Origin of the sequence: Marinobacter sp. 1_MG-2023 (assembly GCF_030549045.1) — a bacterium.
GTDB lineage: Bacteria > Pseudomonadota > Gammaproteobacteria > Pseudomonadales > Oleiphilaceae > Marinobacter.
In genome coordinates, this window is record NZ_JAUOST010000004.1 from 308,479 (window position 1) to 324,073 (window position 15,595).

The window sequence follows — 15,595 nt, forward strand, 5'->3', positions numbered from 1 at the left end:
AGTTAACCGGCGTCGATTTCAATAAAGCCGTCTATCAATGTAACGATCCCGCTGATACTGGCGTGAATGGGAACGCCCATTCCCTCACCCGCCGGGGCCGCAATGACTGCGCCCTCAACGACAGCATCCCCATTAGACACCACCGGCTCCGGGTGCTGCCCCATACGCTGGTGCAATGGAATGATGACTCGAGATGGAACCGTATCAACCTCTTTCCAGTAGGCGGTTTTACTGTCGTATTTGGCGAGCCCCAGCTTACGGGCCAGCCGTTGTGATGGCACGCCCCGGTATTCACGCATGCTGTGTACTTCGCGGGTCTGGCCCTGCAATTGCTCCGGTGTCAGCCACAAATCATTGGCCTTAAGGTCACGCTTGGTTGAAACGCATATATCTCGGGGGTTCAGCTGTTCCGGACACGCCCATAGGCTGCAGATATTACATTCACAACAGGCCTGAGCATGAACCGATAGAGTCTCGCTGACCTCGCCTGTTGTTAGCAACGAGCGCATAACCAGATGTGGCTGTATCGGGTAGCCGAGCAGGTATCTGGGGCACATTTCAGTACAAAGGGTGCACTGGTCGCAACCGGATTTCCCGATGCGTTTGTACTCCTGCTCGGTTTCGGAACGTCGCCTCACGAGGTTACTTGCCCTGGGCAGCACCAATAAACCACTACTCACTGCGGAAATCGACGCATCCTGGTCGTCAACGACCTGCCCCATCATGGCGCCGCCATCGATGACCACGGGATCATCACAGGTTATGCCACCAGCAAGGCTAATGACATCGCCAAAGCGCATACCTATGGGCAACCAAGCGGTAAAAGGATGCTCAACCTCTCCGTGCACAGTGACCATGGTTCGGGTAACAGGCTGACCTTCTGCTGCCCGCGCGATGTTCACCAGTGTTTCAACGTTCTGAACCAGTACCCCGATATCCTTGGGTAGACCACCCGCCGGAATACGATTACCGGTTACCTCATACACCAGTTCGTATTCGTCGCCCGCAGGATACACGTTGGGCATGAGTTTCAGTTCGATATTTGCCGGCAACAAAGGCTCTATGTGTGCGATCGAATCCTGGTGTTTTTCCTTGACTGCCAACACGCCCCTGCTCGCACCAACCTGATCCATCAGAAGCGCCATACCCTGAAGCAGTTCGGTTGAGAACCGCTGGATGATCGTCTGATCCTTGAACAGCAAGGGCTCGCATTCGGCTCCGTTAGCAATCAGCACATCGGCCGATGCCTGAATTTTTACATACGAGGGAAAACCCGCCCCTCCGGCACCCACAACACCCGCGCTTCTGACTTTTTCAACAAGGGAGTTCATGTCACCTGCGCCGCTCATATATCAATAGGATTTCTGGCAACGGCCAGAACTGCCTCCTCAAAGGCTTCGCACGCAGCCTTACACGCTGCCTGAGTACCAGTGAGATACCCACCACCGTAGTTCGTTTCAGAAGGCGGAGCAAAGAAGTTGGAAACCTTCACGCTGGCCGCTTTCAATGCTGCATCCATACCGAACATGGCTTCCAGAGGCGGTGCAATCAGATACGCCATTGAGTCGCCCCGCTTTAACCCGCCCTCTTTCGACAAATAGCTTCCGGTGGCAGATACCAGGTGTGCAAAATACGCGATACTGCCCTCGTCATTAGCTGAATAAAAGCAGGCCTCATTTTCGATCACTTCCTGCGCTCTCTGAAGCCCGGCGATCACATCTGCAGGGCCTGGCCCGGCGATGATACCGATCACCTCACCGGATAACAGGCCGGACGAATGCGCAGCACCGGCATAGAATGATCGGGCGTATACCACATCAACCTGTGCAGCTTTTGTTGCCTCGTCCAGGGCTACGTAGGTAACGTCATCACTGTCGGCTGTAATCATGCCGATACATCGTTGTTCTTTCTTCAGATTAAACTGTTTCATCATTCCGTCATCGACCGACGCAATAACGCGTGTCGCCAATACCGATGCTCTGATCTCGTCCCGAATTGCCATGATGGTGCTCCTTCAAAATATTGCCGGGAGCCTCATTTTGAGGTCTCCGAACCATGAGTCTGAGCCCTTGGCTTCAGCGTTTAAGGTTTAGCCCACTCGCTTTTTGCTCAAGCATTTTGCGCGTCAGATCCACGATAACAGCCGCTGCCTCTATGGGTGGTGTACCGCCTTTATGGATATTGGAAATAACCATACGATCTGACTCCACCGTCTTCTCGGTGGGTTTGTATACGCAATAACAACTCAGGCTTTCAGACTGCCCCAGCCCTGGCCTTTCGCCGATGAGCAGGAGGTTGGCGTCGGCTTGCAACAGGTTGCCGATTTCATCCTGAGCCTTTACACGGCCATACCGCAGAAAGAACGGGGTGCCAACGGTAAATCCGGCACTCTCAAGCCCCTTCATAAGGGGTGGTATAATTTCGTCCAGGTTATTGGTCACGGCGTCTGTACTCAGACCGTCAGAAATAACCACCTGCACCTGAGGCGATTTCTTACAGCGTTCGCCGATGGTTTTCTTTGCGTCATCGGAGAGTTTGCGGCCAAGATCCGGGCGGCGGAGGTACTCGCTTTTATCCGAAATACAAGTCTGAACTTCCCAGAGGTTTTTCTTTTCAAGCCATTCCGGAGACACTTCCTTCACGACGGTGTCTTTTGAACGGGAATGGTCCGCAAGAAAGCGCAGAAGTGAACGGGTACGGGGCCTTGGCCCGGCTCGGCCCTGGCAGACACGGGCCGCTGTTTGTTTGACCATATCACTGTTGACCGAAGCGTTATGGGCGTTCTCGATACCGTTCCAATGCACGAACTTTTCAAGGCTCAGATCTTCAAGGCCGTCGCCTGTATCGGCTGACTCTGTCTGCCCTTGCCGACCAGCAGTCTCTGATGGCTTGTAGGCCGGTGGATCATTCCGCTGTGTACTTTTACCTTCGGGCTGAACACGCGTCACCTGGCCGGCGGGAAGGTCCTTTTCGCCCAGCTCACGCAACACCGAATTGACGATACTCTGAATTGTTTGCTCATCCATGGTTATCACCTCAATCAAAGAAGATGGATGGGTCGCCCGCACGGGCGGTGAGCTTGCCGTTCTCCATCAACCCCATAGTTTCCATCCAGGCCTCAAATTCGGGGGCGGGACGGTAGCTCAGGAGCTGCCGGGCAGTGACAACGTCATGAAAACCAGTGGTTTGGTAATTCAGCATAATGTCGTCCCCCAGGGGCAGGGACATCACATAGTTACAGCCAGCTGCTGCGAGCAGTGTGGTCAGGTTTTCATTAGAGTTCTGATCGGTATCGGCGTGGTTTGTATAACAGGCATCACAGCCCATGGAGATCCCGGTCAACTTGCCCATAAAATGATCTTCCAATGCAGCTCGCGTGATCTGCTGATGGTTGAACAAATATTCTGGGCCGATGAACCCGACAACCGTGTTCAGCAAATGAGGTTTATAGCGTTTTGCCAAGCCGTAGTTCCGGGCTTCGATGGTCACCTGGTCCGCACCGTGGTGGGCATTGGCAGATAGAGCCGTGCCCTGGCCGGTTTCGAAATACATCATGTTCGAACCCGCAAGCTTGCAGTAATGTTTGCCCATCTCATAGGCTTCATCGAGCAATTCAACGGTCACGCCAAACTCATTGAGACCTTTCTCTGTGCCCGACAGACTCTGAAACAGCAAACCACCGGGTGCGCCTTTCTCAAGCGCCGCCATCTGGTTGGATATGTGAGCAAGCACACAACCCTGAGTCGGAATATTCCATTTGTCGGTGGCTTCCTTGACCGCATTGAGTATGCGGATGGTGTTTTCGACCGATTCAGTAACCGGGTTGATGCCAATAACTGCATCACCGCAGCCATAGCTCAACCCTTCGTAGACCTGAACCATAATACTGTCTATGTCATCGCGGGTATCATTGGGCTGCAGTCGGGAAGAAAACCGGCCAGGAATACCCACGGTGCAGTTGGCCTTTGAGATCACATACAGTTTCTTGGCACCCACCATGAGGTCGCCGTTCGAACATATCTTGCATACAGCTGCGACCATTTCAGACGTAAGGCCCCGGCGCATCCTTTCATAGTCTTCACGGGTGGGCACATCCGACAGGATGTATTCCCTCAACTCGCTAACGGTCCAATGCCGGATATCTTCATAAGCCGCTTTGTTTACCGCATCCTGAATGACCCGGGTTATGGCATCCTCTTCGTAAGGGACTATAGGATTTTCCCGCAAGGTTTCGAGGCGCATTTCACTCAGGACCTGTTTGGCGGCAACTCGCTCTTGTGCCGTCTCTGCCGCCACCCCTGCCAGCACGTCCCCCGAACGAAGTTCGTTCGCCTTTGCGAGCACGTCCTTTACGTCACGAAACTGATAAACCTTTCCGAACAACGTTGTCTTCAAGTTCATGAAAAACCTCCCCCTCTAGGCAGGAAATGCCAGAGATTTGATGGTTAATGGCACAACTTCCCCGCCAAAAAAACTTTCACCGATATCGATATAATCACCGGTAACGGCGCGCACTTCGTCAATCACCAGCAGTTTCTGGGGGTCAATTCGGGGCTGCAGCTCCATCCCCAACACCTTACCCAGATCATTTTCAGTAACGATGATTGCAGGTGACTGGCGGTTGCCATGCTCTTGGTAATAATCTGCAATCTCTTTTGCTGTATGGCTCACAGCCTGATAACTCATGGGCATATCCCGGCCCAGGGCGATGGCGTAGTTATCCTCTCGCAGGCGCAAGTCCATGCGCTCCGCAGCCTCGACAATCTGTCGGCAAACCGGTGGCTGCTCGCCCCCCTCCCAGTCGATCTGAGGCTCCACCACAGGTATATTGCGAATAGGCAGTGAATCCACATTCATCCAGATTGAGCTTCCGGAGAGCGACATGGAGTAGGCGCCGGCGCCGATAACGGTGGCCTGTTGAGTCTGGGCCGGCTCTTTGACGTTCATCGCCGCGAGCGTCGGGTGCCTCAATAAAGCGCCGCCAAGCATTACGCCGACATCGTTCCACTTGAAAGGGTCAAGATCGTCTGTTTTCAGGCGGTAGTAGCTGGTGCCGACGCCTCCGCTTATGAAGACTGCATCAAATTCACCAGCCTCTTTCAGATACGGCGTCATCATCAGTTTTTGAGCCAGTTCAGAGTGGTTGCCAAGGATCACATCAACAACCAGTTGCGCCATGCAATCAACGACCTTTTTAAGCTTATCCGCGCTTAACCGGCTTTCAGGTAACGCCTCTCCAAACAGCGACTCGAGAACCAGCCTTGCGGGTTCCCGGATTTTGGTTACAGCCCCCGATGGGTCAGTTTTAACCAGATTCCCGCCGATATTTAGACAGGCAGTGTCCTCTACCCGGCCACTGTTAAAGACCACGTAGTTACTGGTGCCACCGCCAATATCGATGTTCAGTACCCGGGCGTGATTACGCTTCGAGTAATCGCCCGCCCCACTGCCTCTCCCCGCAATCACGGACTCCAGATTTGGCCCCGCAGTTGCTACCACAAAGTCCCCCAAACGCTCGGCAAGCCCCATAACGGTATCTTTGGCGTTCTTCACTTTGGAGGTTTCACCGGTGATGATAATGGCACCGGTTTCAATATCACTGAGAGCAATACCCGCAGCAGCAAACTGTTCATCAATAAACCGCTGCAGCATGGGCACATTCACTGTGCCATCCTCCTGTAAAGGCGTGGCGCTGACGGGGCTCTGGAAAAAAATCTCCCGTTCCACAAACTCATACCTGGGCACCTGGGTAACAGGTGCCCGGTTGACCATGGTGAGCCTTGAAAAGATCACCTGGGTAGTGGTGGTGCCGATATCAATACCAACACTGTGGACGGTTTTTCTGTTCACGCTTTCCCTTCCGCTTCCTCAGAGCTGGATAGCTCTGGTGCTGGTTTACCGTTTTTCTCGATGGAGGCGATCATGCGATCGGCGAGCAACATGGCGAACAGGACAGCGGTGATACCACCGACGAGTTTGCCGATGATGACGGCCATAATCATGTCCGGCTTGTTGGCCGCGGTAAAACCAAGATGGTCACCAAAGGTGAACGCGGCACTGACGGCAAAGGCCGAGCAAAGAATCTTGCCGCGGCTATCCATATCCTTCATCACCTGAAACATTGGAATGTTGTTGGCCAGAGTGGCAATCAGGCCGGTGGCGGCTGTCGTGTTTACGTTCAGCACACCACCCATCTTCAGCAATGGTTTCTCGAACCAGCGGGTCAGCAACAGAACCATGGGGTATGCACCCAAAAGAATAATGGCGATGGAGCCGATGACTTCGATCGCTCGCATATCAACACCCGGCTCGTCGCCAGGCACCATGAATATAGGGTCCATGCCGGGAATCAGGGTAATGCCCAGAGTCTGCTTCAATACCGCAGCTGCAAGGCCGATTGTGATAAAGGCAACCAGGAATTTTGCAAAAATCGAAAAGCCGTTAATCATCTTTTCGGGCATGAACCATAACCCGGCGGCGATCAGAGCCGACACGATTATTACCGGTATCAGATTCATGAAAATCAGCGGCATATTGAACTGTATTGCCTGGTCAGTGCCGGGTATAAGAACCGTTGACGCCATGGCGGCCAGCCCACCTGCAATACAACCGAGGGGGATAGTGACAATACCCGCCAGTACCCCGGACGCGAGGTAGGGGCGATCCTGTTCTTTAATGATGCCAACAGCAACGGGGATGGTGAATACAATAGTAGGGCCCATCATGGCCCCAAGAATCAGGCCAGCGTACATCCAGGCGCCGTAATTAATGGCTCCATCCACGGCTGTGGCCATTTCTTTCGCCAGGAAGTATCCGCCCATGTCGTTAGCCAACAGGGTGGTAGCAAACATGGCCGGGTCGGCGCCAAGAAATGTGTAGATCGGAACAACGATTGGAGACAGTATTTTGGCCAGCACCGGCGCCATGGCGATAATACCAACCATAGCCAACGCAAGTGCGCCCATGGCCTGAAAACCCTCTTCAAACTCGTTACCGGCCCCTGAAATAGATCGACCAAAACCACGCAGGCCGATCTTTCCTAGAACCGGTTCCGACCCTCCAAATTGCATGAATATGCGATCCAGTGCGCCGATGACCATAAAGGTCATCATGATATAAAGAATGATCTGGTTTAACGTTTCCATAACCGGCTCTCCAGCTTCTAGCAAAAGGGTTCAATCACACTTTTTCTTTTTTTGTCACCTCTTCAAGCAATTGCACAATATCCGCTTCGGTAACATCTCTCGGGTTATCCCGGGCACACACGTCCTGGAGTGCTTCCGTCGCAATGGCGCTAAAGTCATCACGGTTAATACCGGTACCCGTAAGCTTCTCAGGTAACCCAATGTCGGAAAGCAGCTGCCTGACGGCATCAATGGACGCGATGCATTGCTCTCGTTCAGTCATTCCGGAATGGGTAACGCCCAGCATATGTGCGATGGCGGCATACTCTCGTTGGCAAACCAGAGCATTGAATCTCATGACGTAAGGGAGAAGAATCCCGTTGGCGATACCGTGGGCAAGGCGGTAGCGGGGTCCAATCTGATGAGATATTGCATGGACCAGGCCAAGCCCGGAATTACTGAAAGCAAGCCCCGCTTTGTAAGATGCAGTTGCCATGGTCAGCCGGGCGGCCCTGTCTCCCCCGTTACCCACTACGATAGGCAATGCCTCAGCAATACTTTGTATCGCGCAAATAGCCAATGCCTTTGCCAACGGATGGGAACTCCTCGCAGCGTAGGCTTCAATAGCGTGTGTCAGCGCATCAATACCGGTTGCAGCCGTTACCTTAGGCGGCAAACCAAGCATCAGGCCCGGGTCTACAATCGCGAGATCCGGCATCAGGTCCGCTTTTTTAATTACAAACTTGTGCAGCCTGTCAGCCCGCATGATCACGCTGATATCGGTAACTTCAGACCCAGTGCCCGCGGTTGTTGGAACAGCACCCAGCCCCACGACGCGGCGACCGCTGAACCCCGGTTCTGCCAATTGATGCAGGCTGCTCTGGCTGCTCCCCGCCAGAGCTATGGCTTTGGCTGCATCCAGTGCTGAACCGCCACCGAAGCCCAGAACAAAGTCTGCTTCATTGCGGGTCAGCAATTCGGTGGCAGAAGCGACAACGGTTTCATCAGGTTCCTGAGTTATAGCGGGATAAATCGTGCATGCTATGCCTGCTCTCTCGAGGCTCCTTTCCATGCTTCGCATCAGGCCCTTTTCATGGACCACACGATCCGCGACCACCAAGACATGAGTTACATCCAGCTTGCTGAGTATCTCGCCAATTTTGAGAATCGCACCCTCACCCATCAAGGTCTGGCGCGGGGCGTTGAAATTGAACAGGCCATGGGGCGTCAGCTCGTCTACCGTACGGGTGACGATATCCTCAATTAGTTCGTTGTCCAGTGGCTGTTCTCCCAGATTCATTTCATCCAACCCTCGCTTCTTGAGCCTGGAGAACATCCGAGTAGCTGGCGATTGCCAACGGCGTCAGATAAAGCGGGTGCGAAGGAAGTACTACCTCAACGCCTGGAAACTCGGCCGCAAACACCTCCAGAAACCCCGGCAACGCGCAGGAACCGCCGGTCAGATAAATGGCCGGTACCTTGTAATCAGCAATATGGCCATGGACGATATCGGCCATTTTTGCAATGACGGGGGTCGCCAGTCTGCACAGTGCGAAATCTTTGGTGTTGCGTTTCATCTCTTCGGCTTCTTCATAAGGCATACCGAAATGCCCGGCAAGGGCCAGACTGATATGCCGTCCGCCAGTGGCGTCATCCATCGAGCAAACAACTTCCCCCTGTTCAATAATGGCGGTTCCTGTAGTTCCACCACCAATATCGACCACGGCTGCGTGATCAAGCTGCAGCAACTTCGCCACACTGCTTGGTTCATCAATAACCCCTGCCACTTCAAGGCCGGCGGCTTCAATAACGTTGGTTGAAATGCGTGAATCCGTGCCTGGAGGGAAAGAAGTGGTGACCTGTTCAATATGAATACCCAGCTTTGCGCCCGCACGCCGAACCTGCTCCCGGACAATCTGGCTGGCACCAAAGAAATCGACGACAACGCCGTCGCGGACGACATTGGCCCAATCCATAAAAGCTGCAAGCGGGTTACCGGCCCCATCCAATACAATCGTCTGAATATCGGCGGTACCCAAGTCGACACCCACTCGGAATTCGCCCTGAAAGGGCTTGGCGGCGTCCTTGTTGATCAGGCCGGCAGTCGTCTTCAGTAATTTGTTAACGTCGGCCATTGTCCTGCTCATTTCGGTCTCCTTGTCATACGATTCGGAACGAATCCACCATGGTGCAGCGGCGCTTGCGCACAAATGTGCTGGCGTTAGTAACTCCCTCGCCAGTAGGTGTTGATATCGTCATGGAGGTCCACCCTTCTCCACCCGCACCCAGCCCGGCAATACAAGGGCCATTTTTTACAAACAGGCTGCAATTGATTTCCAGTGCCATGCGGGAAAGATTGTCGATATTCCGGGAGTGCATGGCTGCGGTATGCAGATTTCCGGACTCCAACTCCACTGCCCAATCGATAGCCTGGTCTGCGTCGCGGGCGCGTATCAGCGCAATAACCGGGAGCATCATTTCAGTTGTGGCAAACGCATGATCCCGCCCGGTTTCTGTAATAAGCAAACGAGTGCCAGCCGGTACACTGAAGCCTGCTGCTGCCGCGATCTTTTCCGCATCTCGCCCTACCCAATCCGGCTTCGGACGTGGGCTGGGGCCGGGGTAACCCGCTAAAACGAGCCTTGCCACAGCATCTGCCTGATCTGCATTGATCTCAACGGCACCATGTCGGCACATGGCCTCTTTTAATTCGGTCGCAATAGACTCAACGGCAACAACTTCCTTCTCATCGACGCAGATGATGTTGTTATCAAACGACGCACCCTGAACGATACTGATCGCCGCCCGTTCTATATCAGCGGTTTCATCCACTACAACAGGCGGGTTACCCGGTCCGGCCGCTATCAGGCGTTTGTCAGTGACTTTCCGCGCAGCATTCACCACCGCATCTCCACCCGTAATAGTGAGCAAGCGAATGCCGGGGAAGCTGAACAGCCGTGTGGCTGCTTCAATTGAGGGTTCTTCAACACAAGTAACGAGGTTCGCAGGCCCCCCGGCACTCAATGAAGCACGATTGACCAACTGGATAGTGCGCTGGGAAACGGCTTTCGCTGCAGGGTGAGGTGAAAATACAACCGAATTACCGGCTGCGATCATACTGATCGCATTGTTTAAAATGGTTGCTGATGGGTTGGTAGAGGGAGTAACCGATGCTATTACGCCCCAGGGTGCGTTTTCGATAAGTGACAACCCATGATCACCAGTAAGCGCCATCGGAACAACAGCTTCGACCCCAGGTGTTTTGTCGAGCACCAGCTTGTGTTTGCGTATCTTGTCCTCTACCCGTCCGTATCCGGTCTCCTGAACGGCAAGCTGAGATAACTCCTGTACATGCTCGTGTCCCATGCGCCGAATAGCCGCAATGATCGCCTCTCGATGCGCCACCGACTTGACCTGTTTATGGGCACTCTGAGCGGCCGCTACGGCATCATCAAGCGTTCTGAATACGCCGTAGCTTTCACCGTCGCGCTGCGGCGAGTTCAGCTGCTCGATAACGCGGCGGACGATGGACTCAATCTGCTGTGCATCCATCTGCATGTTCCCTCCCCCCGAGGCTGCCTCACCATTTATGACAGCCTGATAAAAGTGGCCTAGTACCGACGCTGGGACTTTTGAAACCAGGTTTCCGAGCCACCGGTAACTTCATCAATAATGCCCACGACACTGAGATCGACAGGTGTATGGCCGCTACTGTCTACCGACATGCGAGCGGAGCTACCACCCACCACCAGCACCCATTCACCTTCCCCTGCGCCCAGCCGGTCAGCTGCCACCATCACTGGGCTCTCTTCGTTTCCGTCCTGATCGATAAACTTGACCAAGGCAAGCTTATCCATCCCCAAACGCTCGCTGCGGACAGTAGCAACGACTTGACCGATTACCTTTGCAAGTCTCATGGGATAGCTTCCAAATCAGCAGGCATCAGCCTTATGCTTTCTTGCCCTGGTTAGGTTTTCCCGGTTCTACCCCTTTTCTCGGCGCAATCGGAAATATGGATTCCAGATCAGCGTGTGGTCGTGGGATGACATGAACCGCAATCAGCTCTCCGAGGCGCTGCGCTGCTGCCGCTCCTGCGTCCGTCGCAGCTTTACAGGCAGCCACATCACCTCTGACCAAAGCGGTCACGTAGCCATGGCCGATTTGTTCATAGCCAACCAGCTCAACCCTGGCGGCTTTTACCATGGCATCTGAGGCCTCTATCAAAGCCGTCAGACCTTTGGTTTCAATAATGCCTAGTGCTTCCATCATGCTGGTACCCTCTAGCCTTTCGGCTTGTTCTGAAGCCTGCTTCCAGACTGCGTTCATCTGAATAAACCTTTTTCATTGTTGCCTGATTGGCTCAGGAATCGGATAAAGGCTGGCCGGTAGGAGTAATCGGGAATATCGATTCCAGATCGCCGTGCGGACGCGGAATCACGTGCACAGCCACCAACTCACCCAATCTCTGTGCTGCTGCGGCACCGGCATCTGTGGCTGCCTTACAGGCAGCTACATCACCCCGAACCATCGCAGTGACAAGACCACTACCAATCTGTTTGTAACCAACAAGCTGAACTCTGGCCGCTTTTACCATTGCGTCAGAGGCCTCAATCAGGGCGGTCAGGCCCTTTGTTTCAATAATTCCAAGTGCTTCATTCATGGTTAATTCTCCTCAGGGTGTCACTTCTCGTTGTTAACCAGGCATGACGCCACCATGGCGACGTCGACGATATCGTCGGCCGTACAACCTCGTGACAAGTCATGCATAGGTTTCGCTAAACCTTCCAACATCGGCCCCAGCGCTGTGTAATTAGCCATGCGCTGAGCAACCTTATAAGCAATATTTCCAGCATCAAGTGAGGGAAATATCAGAACATTTGCATTACCTTTCAATGGGCTGTCAGGCGCCTTCTTTTGAGCAACAGAGGGCACAACCGCTGCATCGAACTGCAGTTCGCCATCAATGACCAACGAGGGAGCCCGGGTGTGCGTTAACTCAAAGGCCTCCATGATTTTTCTGGCTGCCGGATGCTGCGAACTGCCTTTGGTCGAAAATGACAGTAACGCGACCCGCGCCTGCTCACCCGTGAGCGCCTCAAAACTGCGTGCCGAATCAATGGCAATATCAGATAGCTGCTCGACTGTCGGCTCTGGAATAACCCCCGCATCTGCAAACAGCCGGATGTCGCTGCCATCGGCTGACGACATAAGGAAAAACGATGACACGGTTTTCTGTCCTCCAGCCGTTCCGATTACCCTGATGGCCGCCCGGATCACATCGCCACTGGTCGAGATGTTTCCTCCAATACAGATATCAGCATGCCCTTGCTTGACCATCATGGCGCCAAAAAACAGAGGCGCACTCATGGTTTCGCGGGCTTCCTCCCTATCCATCCCTTCGTTCTTATCGACGTACGCACTGACAAATGAGTCCATCCATTGCGAACGTGCAGGGTCCACAATCGAAAAACAGGGCATCGCTACGCCCCTCTCATGTGCGTAATCCCGAAGTTCAAACGGGTTACCCAGCAAAATGGGCTGAGCCAGGCCACGTTGATGCAGCTCGTTTGCCGCATGCAGCACCCGCTCATCAAGAGCATCGGGAAAAACAATGCGCTTCGGTGTTTCACGGCACGCATTCCGGCACTGCTCCATCACCTTATTCATGAGATCACTCCAAGTTCAGGGAGTGATCCACTCGTTTCAACCACCAGAGTCATTAGCATCAATACGTAAAGTGCACTGCTTAGCCGATTGAGTCCCTGAACGATATCCGGCCGCGTAAGACCAAAACTGTCCGTCTGGAATGCTTTACAGGCCTCGACTTCTGCCTCACGGGCCATAGCCCTGAGCACGTTCAGCAGCGACACGTTGGCACCGTGCTTTAGTTCCGGAACTATGTGGTCGTGGCCAAGATACTTCAGAGGTTGGTGGGAAATCTGGTGAATGGTTTCGTCGTCCAGGTCTCCCATACTGATATCGTCCTGAACTTCACCAGTAACTTCGCTTCGCAGGAGATTACCCATAAACGAACGCAGATCTGCCAACGAATGGCACAGCACCGGATATTTATCGAAACTGACGGCAAACTGCGTCTGTACCCACACGGTCTGGGAAATCAGCGTATCCAACTTGCCACGCAGTGCGATTCGGGGATGGGTCTTGGGAACCAACTGTTCACCGTCTAACAGCGTCAGCAACTCGGTTTTCTTTTCGACGTGGCTGTGACAAATAGCACAACGATTACCGGGGCGGACGTTCGCGCTGGTGAGAGGGTGCACCGAGGCTTTCTGGCTTACGCCCGCGTCCGACTCGTCAGGCAGGAAAACCCGACCGTCATCACCGATATATTTGATGCGGATCTTGCGTTCGGCCAGCAGCTGGCTTGCAGACGGGGTAAGCCTGGCTCCCTGAGGCAGGTGTACTTCGCTGCCATGGGCCAGGCCATGCTCGGCTCGCAAACTGGCTTCTGTAATCCAGGATGGCATCGATACAACCCCTTTTATTGCGCTGACCAGTCCGCTGGATAGGTCACATACACAAATCGCACTTTCCCGGGAGACCCAAATTCAATAGACGCACCCTTGGGTATAAAAAAGACGTCACCTGGCTTGCCGATGTGCGTCTTGTCACCACAAGTAATGTGCAGTTCGCCCTCAAGAACCACGTCGATCTCGTCATAATTCAGAGTCCAGGGAAAACTGCAGTTATCCCACTGCATATAGCCTGCCGCGATGGAGCTTTTGTCGTCAGGACCAATGACATCCGTCAGCCCTATGGGTTTGCCGCCTGCGCCGTCGAACTTACCGGGCTTCACGGAATTACCGCGCACAAGCACAACGCCATTGGGCGCTTTCTCGCGTTCACATGAAGGACCCGCGACATCCTGGTGCTGTAGCTCCTTCAAGGCTTTCTCGATCAACTGGTCAAGCAGGCCGGAATTCTGGTGTGAAGCTGGCAGCTTTGCCCTGACCGCTTTTTTGATAGCCTGCAGGCTATCCGGTTGGCCGCCCGTGCGAGAGGCACCGTCTTGATGCGGTTCGCTGCTGACCGCTACATCGATTATTTTGACCCCGAGCTTCTTGGCAACATCACGGGCTTCTGGCGTAATAATCGTGCTTTTCGGGGAAACCTCCACCGAGGTCTGTCCGCTCTTGTGCAGCTCCTTTATTTTTTCAGCCGTAAACAGAGATTTCATAACCCGGCCCCTATCAGATTCGTATTAACATTCGTTATCGCCAACGCCTAGGCTTTCAGCGCACTCTTCGTTGGCACCTGTTTTGGTATCTGGTGTTTGCAAACTGATCAGAAAGGACCTCAAGGCAGCAACACCCTCACCCGTTGCTGTAGAAGTCAGAAAATACGGTGGCGGAATATTGTGATCCTGCATTACCCGGCAGGCCGTTTCTGCGTTGGCATCCGGTAAATCGATTTTGCTGACTACCCCGACAACCCGCTTGCCAGGGTAAACTTGCAAAAGGCCCGGAGGCAGTGAGAAAGACGCACTATTTGCCGGCTGCAGATACAGGATCGTGCTGATATCGGAAATAGTGGACAGCAGGGCCCCATAGTATGCGGGGCGGGAGGTGAACTCCCCCGGAGTATCTACAACATGACTGGGATGAAAAACAACAGCTTGTGTTTTCATAACCTGATCGCTGGATTCGAGCAGTGCCATCGTGAGTGCCGTTTTGCCGCTGCCGACATCACCCACCAGCACGAAGTTCGCCAGATCCGGGTACAGAGAGGTCCTATTCATGTCCGGGTTGCCTGACATACCCTGTATCCTAATGACGACTCCAGCGTAGAAAGGATGGCCCCCAATGCTTCCTCGACTGACCCGATACTCCCGGTAAGGACGAGCGCGCCCGAAAAGCGATCCAGAAAGCCTATTTTTACCGATGCAAACTTGGTTGCGACATCGCCGGCAATAATGGCCGTTTCGCCCGGCGTCAGGGTAAGAATACCAATCGCTTCTGCATGCTCTACACCGACTTTCTGGCACAAATCCTCAGTGGGATTCGCGAGCAAATGCGCCAGGGTGACCTGCTTACCCGGGACATACTCTTGAATAATGCGCTCAATGTCGGCTGAACTGCCAGAGCCACTCGCAGACACTATAAAATGCCCCGCTTGTCATGGTGCTTGAGCGTTCAATTCGCTCAAGGTAAAACCTGAACATAGGCTTATCCTAGTCTACGACCGGTTAATTACCAGCCATCGGAAAAGCAACTTGTCTGGAATTTGATACTGGTCAATATATCGTTTTGGATAGCAAGTTCTTTTGGGAACAGAGGAAACGAGAAAATCTCGGAAGGAAAATTACGGGTTTACGCAGAGCAAAAAAAAGGACCGCATTTCTGCAGTCCTTTAAGCTAAAACTTTTCATGCTTCAATATGGTGGGTCGTGATGGATTCGAACCATCGACCAATTGGTTAAAAGCCAACTGCTCTACCAACTGAGCTAACGA

Annotated in this window: 17 protein-coding genes; all 17 read right to left on the reverse strand. The window is 53.5% G+C overall.

The features are described from left to right. Positions 1 to 2: 2 nt before the first annotated feature. Positions 3 to 1,331, reverse strand: a complete 1,329-nt coding sequence (locus tag Q4606_RS12760) for a 4Fe-4S dicluster domain-containing protein (RefSeq protein ID WP_303596169.1) — start codon at positions 1,329 to 1,331, stop codon at positions 3 to 5. Between the two features lie 14 nt (positions 1,332 to 1,345). After that, positions 1,346 to 2,002 (reverse strand): ethanolamine utilization microcompartment protein EutL, encoded by a 657-nt coding sequence (gene eutL / locus Q4606_RS12765; RefSeq protein ID WP_011784748.1) that lies wholly within the window; start codon positions 2,000 to 2,002, stop codon positions 1,346 to 1,348. Between the two features lie 73 nt (positions 2,003 to 2,075). After that, positions 2,076 to 3,026 carry an ethanolamine ammonia-lyase subunit EutC gene (gene eutC / locus Q4606_RS12770; RefSeq protein WP_011784747.1) on the reverse strand — a complete coding sequence of 317 codons (951 nt, stop codon included), beginning with the start codon at positions 3,024 to 3,026 and terminating at the stop codon, positions 2,076 to 2,078. A 10-nt stretch (positions 3,027 to 3,036) separates the two neighbouring features. After that, positions 3,037 to 4,401, reverse strand: a complete 1,365-nt coding sequence (locus Q4606_RS12775; RefSeq protein WP_011784746.1) for an ethanolamine ammonia-lyase subunit EutB — start codon at positions 4,399 to 4,401, stop codon at positions 3,037 to 3,039. A gap of 15 nt (positions 4,402 to 4,416) precedes the next feature. Beyond that, complete coding sequence (locus tag Q4606_RS12780; protein ID WP_303607763.1) at positions 4,417 to 5,850, reverse strand: ethanolamine ammonia-lyase reactivating factor EutA; 1,434 nt, start codon at positions 5,848 to 5,850, stop codon at positions 4,417 to 4,419. Then, positions 5,847 to 7,145: an ethanolamine utilization protein EutH gene (gene eutH, locus Q4606_RS12785; protein ID WP_303596171.1), complete on the reverse strand. Its 1,299-nt coding sequence runs from the start codon at positions 7,143 to 7,145 to the stop codon at positions 5,847 to 5,849. Before eutH ends, Q4606_RS12780 begins: the two co-directional genes overlap by 4 nt. Before the next feature lie 34 nt (positions 7,146 to 7,179). Then, on the reverse strand, positions 7,180 to 8,424 hold the full coding sequence (locus tag Q4606_RS12790; protein ID WP_303596172.1) for an iron-containing alcohol dehydrogenase: 1,245 nt from the start codon (positions 8,422 to 8,424) through the stop codon (positions 7,180 to 7,182). Position 8,425: 1 nt separating this feature from the next. Beyond that, positions 8,426 to 9,271: an ethanolamine utilization protein EutJ gene (gene eutJ / locus Q4606_RS12795; protein ID WP_303596173.1), complete on the reverse strand. Its 846-nt coding sequence runs from the start codon at positions 9,269 to 9,271 to the stop codon at positions 8,426 to 8,428. 13 nt (positions 9,272 to 9,284) lie between these two features. Next, on the reverse strand, positions 9,285 to 10,682 hold the full coding sequence (locus Q4606_RS12800; protein ID WP_303596174.1) for an aldehyde dehydrogenase family protein: 1,398 nt from the start codon (positions 10,680 to 10,682) through the stop codon (positions 9,285 to 9,287). Positions 10,683 to 10,735: 53 nt separating this feature from the next. After that, positions 10,736 to 11,041, reverse strand: coding sequence for a EutN/CcmL family microcompartment protein (locus tag Q4606_RS12805; RefSeq protein ID WP_303596175.1), 306 nt, complete (start codon positions 11,039 to 11,041; stop codon positions 10,736 to 10,738). 31 nt (positions 11,042 to 11,072) lie between these two features. After that, a complete protein-coding gene (gene eutM, locus Q4606_RS12810) occupies positions 11,073 to 11,393 on the reverse strand; it encodes an ethanolamine utilization microcompartment protein EutM (RefSeq protein WP_368497513.1) in 321 nt (106 codons plus the stop codon). A gap of 91 nt (positions 11,394 to 11,484) precedes the next feature. Further along, complete coding sequence (eutM, locus tag Q4606_RS12815; protein ID WP_144776578.1) at positions 11,485 to 11,784, reverse strand: ethanolamine utilization microcompartment protein EutM; 300 nt, start codon at positions 11,782 to 11,784, stop codon at positions 11,485 to 11,487. A 20-nt stretch (positions 11,785 to 11,804) separates the two neighbouring features. Beyond that, positions 11,805 to 12,791, reverse strand: a complete 987-nt coding sequence (gene pta, locus Q4606_RS12820) for a phosphate acetyltransferase (protein ID WP_303596176.1) — start codon at positions 12,789 to 12,791, stop codon at positions 11,805 to 11,807. Beyond that, positions 12,788 to 13,612 carry an ethanolamine utilization cob(I)yrinic acid a,c-diamide adenosyltransferase EutT gene (gene eutT, locus Q4606_RS12825; RefSeq protein ID WP_303596177.1) on the reverse strand — a complete coding sequence of 275 codons (825 nt, stop codon included), beginning with the start codon at positions 13,610 to 13,612 and terminating at the stop codon, positions 12,788 to 12,790. Before eutT ends, pta begins: the two co-directional genes overlap by 4 nt. 14 nt (positions 13,613 to 13,626) lie before the next feature. Further along, positions 13,627 to 14,322: an ethanolamine utilization acetate kinase EutQ gene (gene eutQ / locus Q4606_RS12830; RefSeq protein WP_303607764.1), complete on the reverse strand. Its 696-nt coding sequence runs from the start codon at positions 14,320 to 14,322 to the stop codon at positions 13,627 to 13,629. A gap of 24 nt (positions 14,323 to 14,346) precedes the next feature. Then, positions 14,347 to 14,883, reverse strand: a complete 537-nt coding sequence (locus Q4606_RS12835) for a EutP/PduV family microcompartment system protein (protein WP_303607765.1) — start codon at positions 14,881 to 14,883, stop codon at positions 14,347 to 14,349. Further along, complete coding sequence (locus Q4606_RS12840) at positions 14,880 to 15,242, reverse strand: BMC domain-containing protein (protein ID WP_303596180.1); 363 nt, start codon at positions 15,240 to 15,242, stop codon at positions 14,880 to 14,882. The genes Q4606_RS12835 and Q4606_RS12840 overlap by 4 nt, the downstream gene beginning before the upstream one ends. Positions 15,243 to 15,595 lie beyond the last annotated feature (353 nt).

Bases quoted from the DNA above. Each gene is read 5' to 3' on its own strand.
- Q4606_RS12760 (WP_303596169.1), bottom strand. From the start codon at position 1,331: ATGAACTCCCTTGTTGAAAAAGTCAGAAGCGCGGGTGTTGTGGGTGCC.
- eutL (WP_011784748.1), bottom strand. From the start codon at position 2,002: ATGGCAATTCGGGACGAGATCAGAGCATCGGTATTGGCGACACGCGTT.
- eutC (WP_011784747.1), bottom strand. From the start codon at position 3,026: ATGGATGAGCAAACAATTCAGAGTATCGTCAATTCGGTGTTGCGTGAG.
- Q4606_RS12775 (WP_011784746.1), bottom strand. From the start codon at position 4,401: ATGAACTTGAAGACAACGTTGTTCGGAAAGGTTTATCAGTTTCGTGAC.
- eutH (WP_303596171.1), bottom strand. From the start codon at position 7,145: ATGGAAACGTTAAACCAGATCATTCTTTATATCATGATGACCTTTATG.
- Q4606_RS12790 (WP_303596172.1), bottom strand. From the start codon at position 8,424: ATGAATCTGGGAGAACAGCCACTGGACAACGAACTAATTGAGGATATC.
- eutJ (WP_303596173.1), bottom strand. From the start codon at position 9,271: ATGAGCAGGACAATGGCCGACGTTAACAAATTACTGAAGACGACTGCC.
- Q4606_RS12800 (WP_303596174.1), bottom strand. From the start codon at position 10,682: ATGCAGATGGATGCACAGCAGATTGAGTCCATCGTCCGCCGCGTTATC.
- Q4606_RS12805 (WP_303596175.1), bottom strand. From the start codon at position 11,041: ATGAGACTTGCAAAGGTAATCGGTCAAGTCGTTGCTACTGTCCGCAGC.
- eutM (WP_368497513.1), bottom strand. From the start codon at position 11,393: ATGATGGAAGCACTAGGCATTATTGAAACCAAAGGTCTGACGGCTTTG.
- eutM (WP_144776578.1), bottom strand. From the start codon at position 11,784: ATGAATGAAGCACTTGGAATTATTGAAACAAAGGGCCTGACCGCCCTG.
- pta (WP_303596176.1), bottom strand. From the start codon at position 12,791: ATGAATAAGGTGATGGAGCAGTGCCGGAATGCGTGCCGTGAAACACCG.
- eutT (WP_303596177.1), bottom strand. From the start codon at position 13,612: ATGCCATCCTGGATTACAGAAGCCAGTTTGCGAGCCGAGCATGGCCTG.
- eutQ (WP_303607764.1), bottom strand. From the start codon at position 14,322: ATGAAATCTCTGTTTACGGCTGAAAAAATAAAGGAGCTGCACAAGAGC.
- Q4606_RS12835 (WP_303607765.1), bottom strand. From the start codon at position 14,883: ATGAATAGGACCTCTCTGTACCCGGATCTGGCGAACTTCGTGCTGGTG.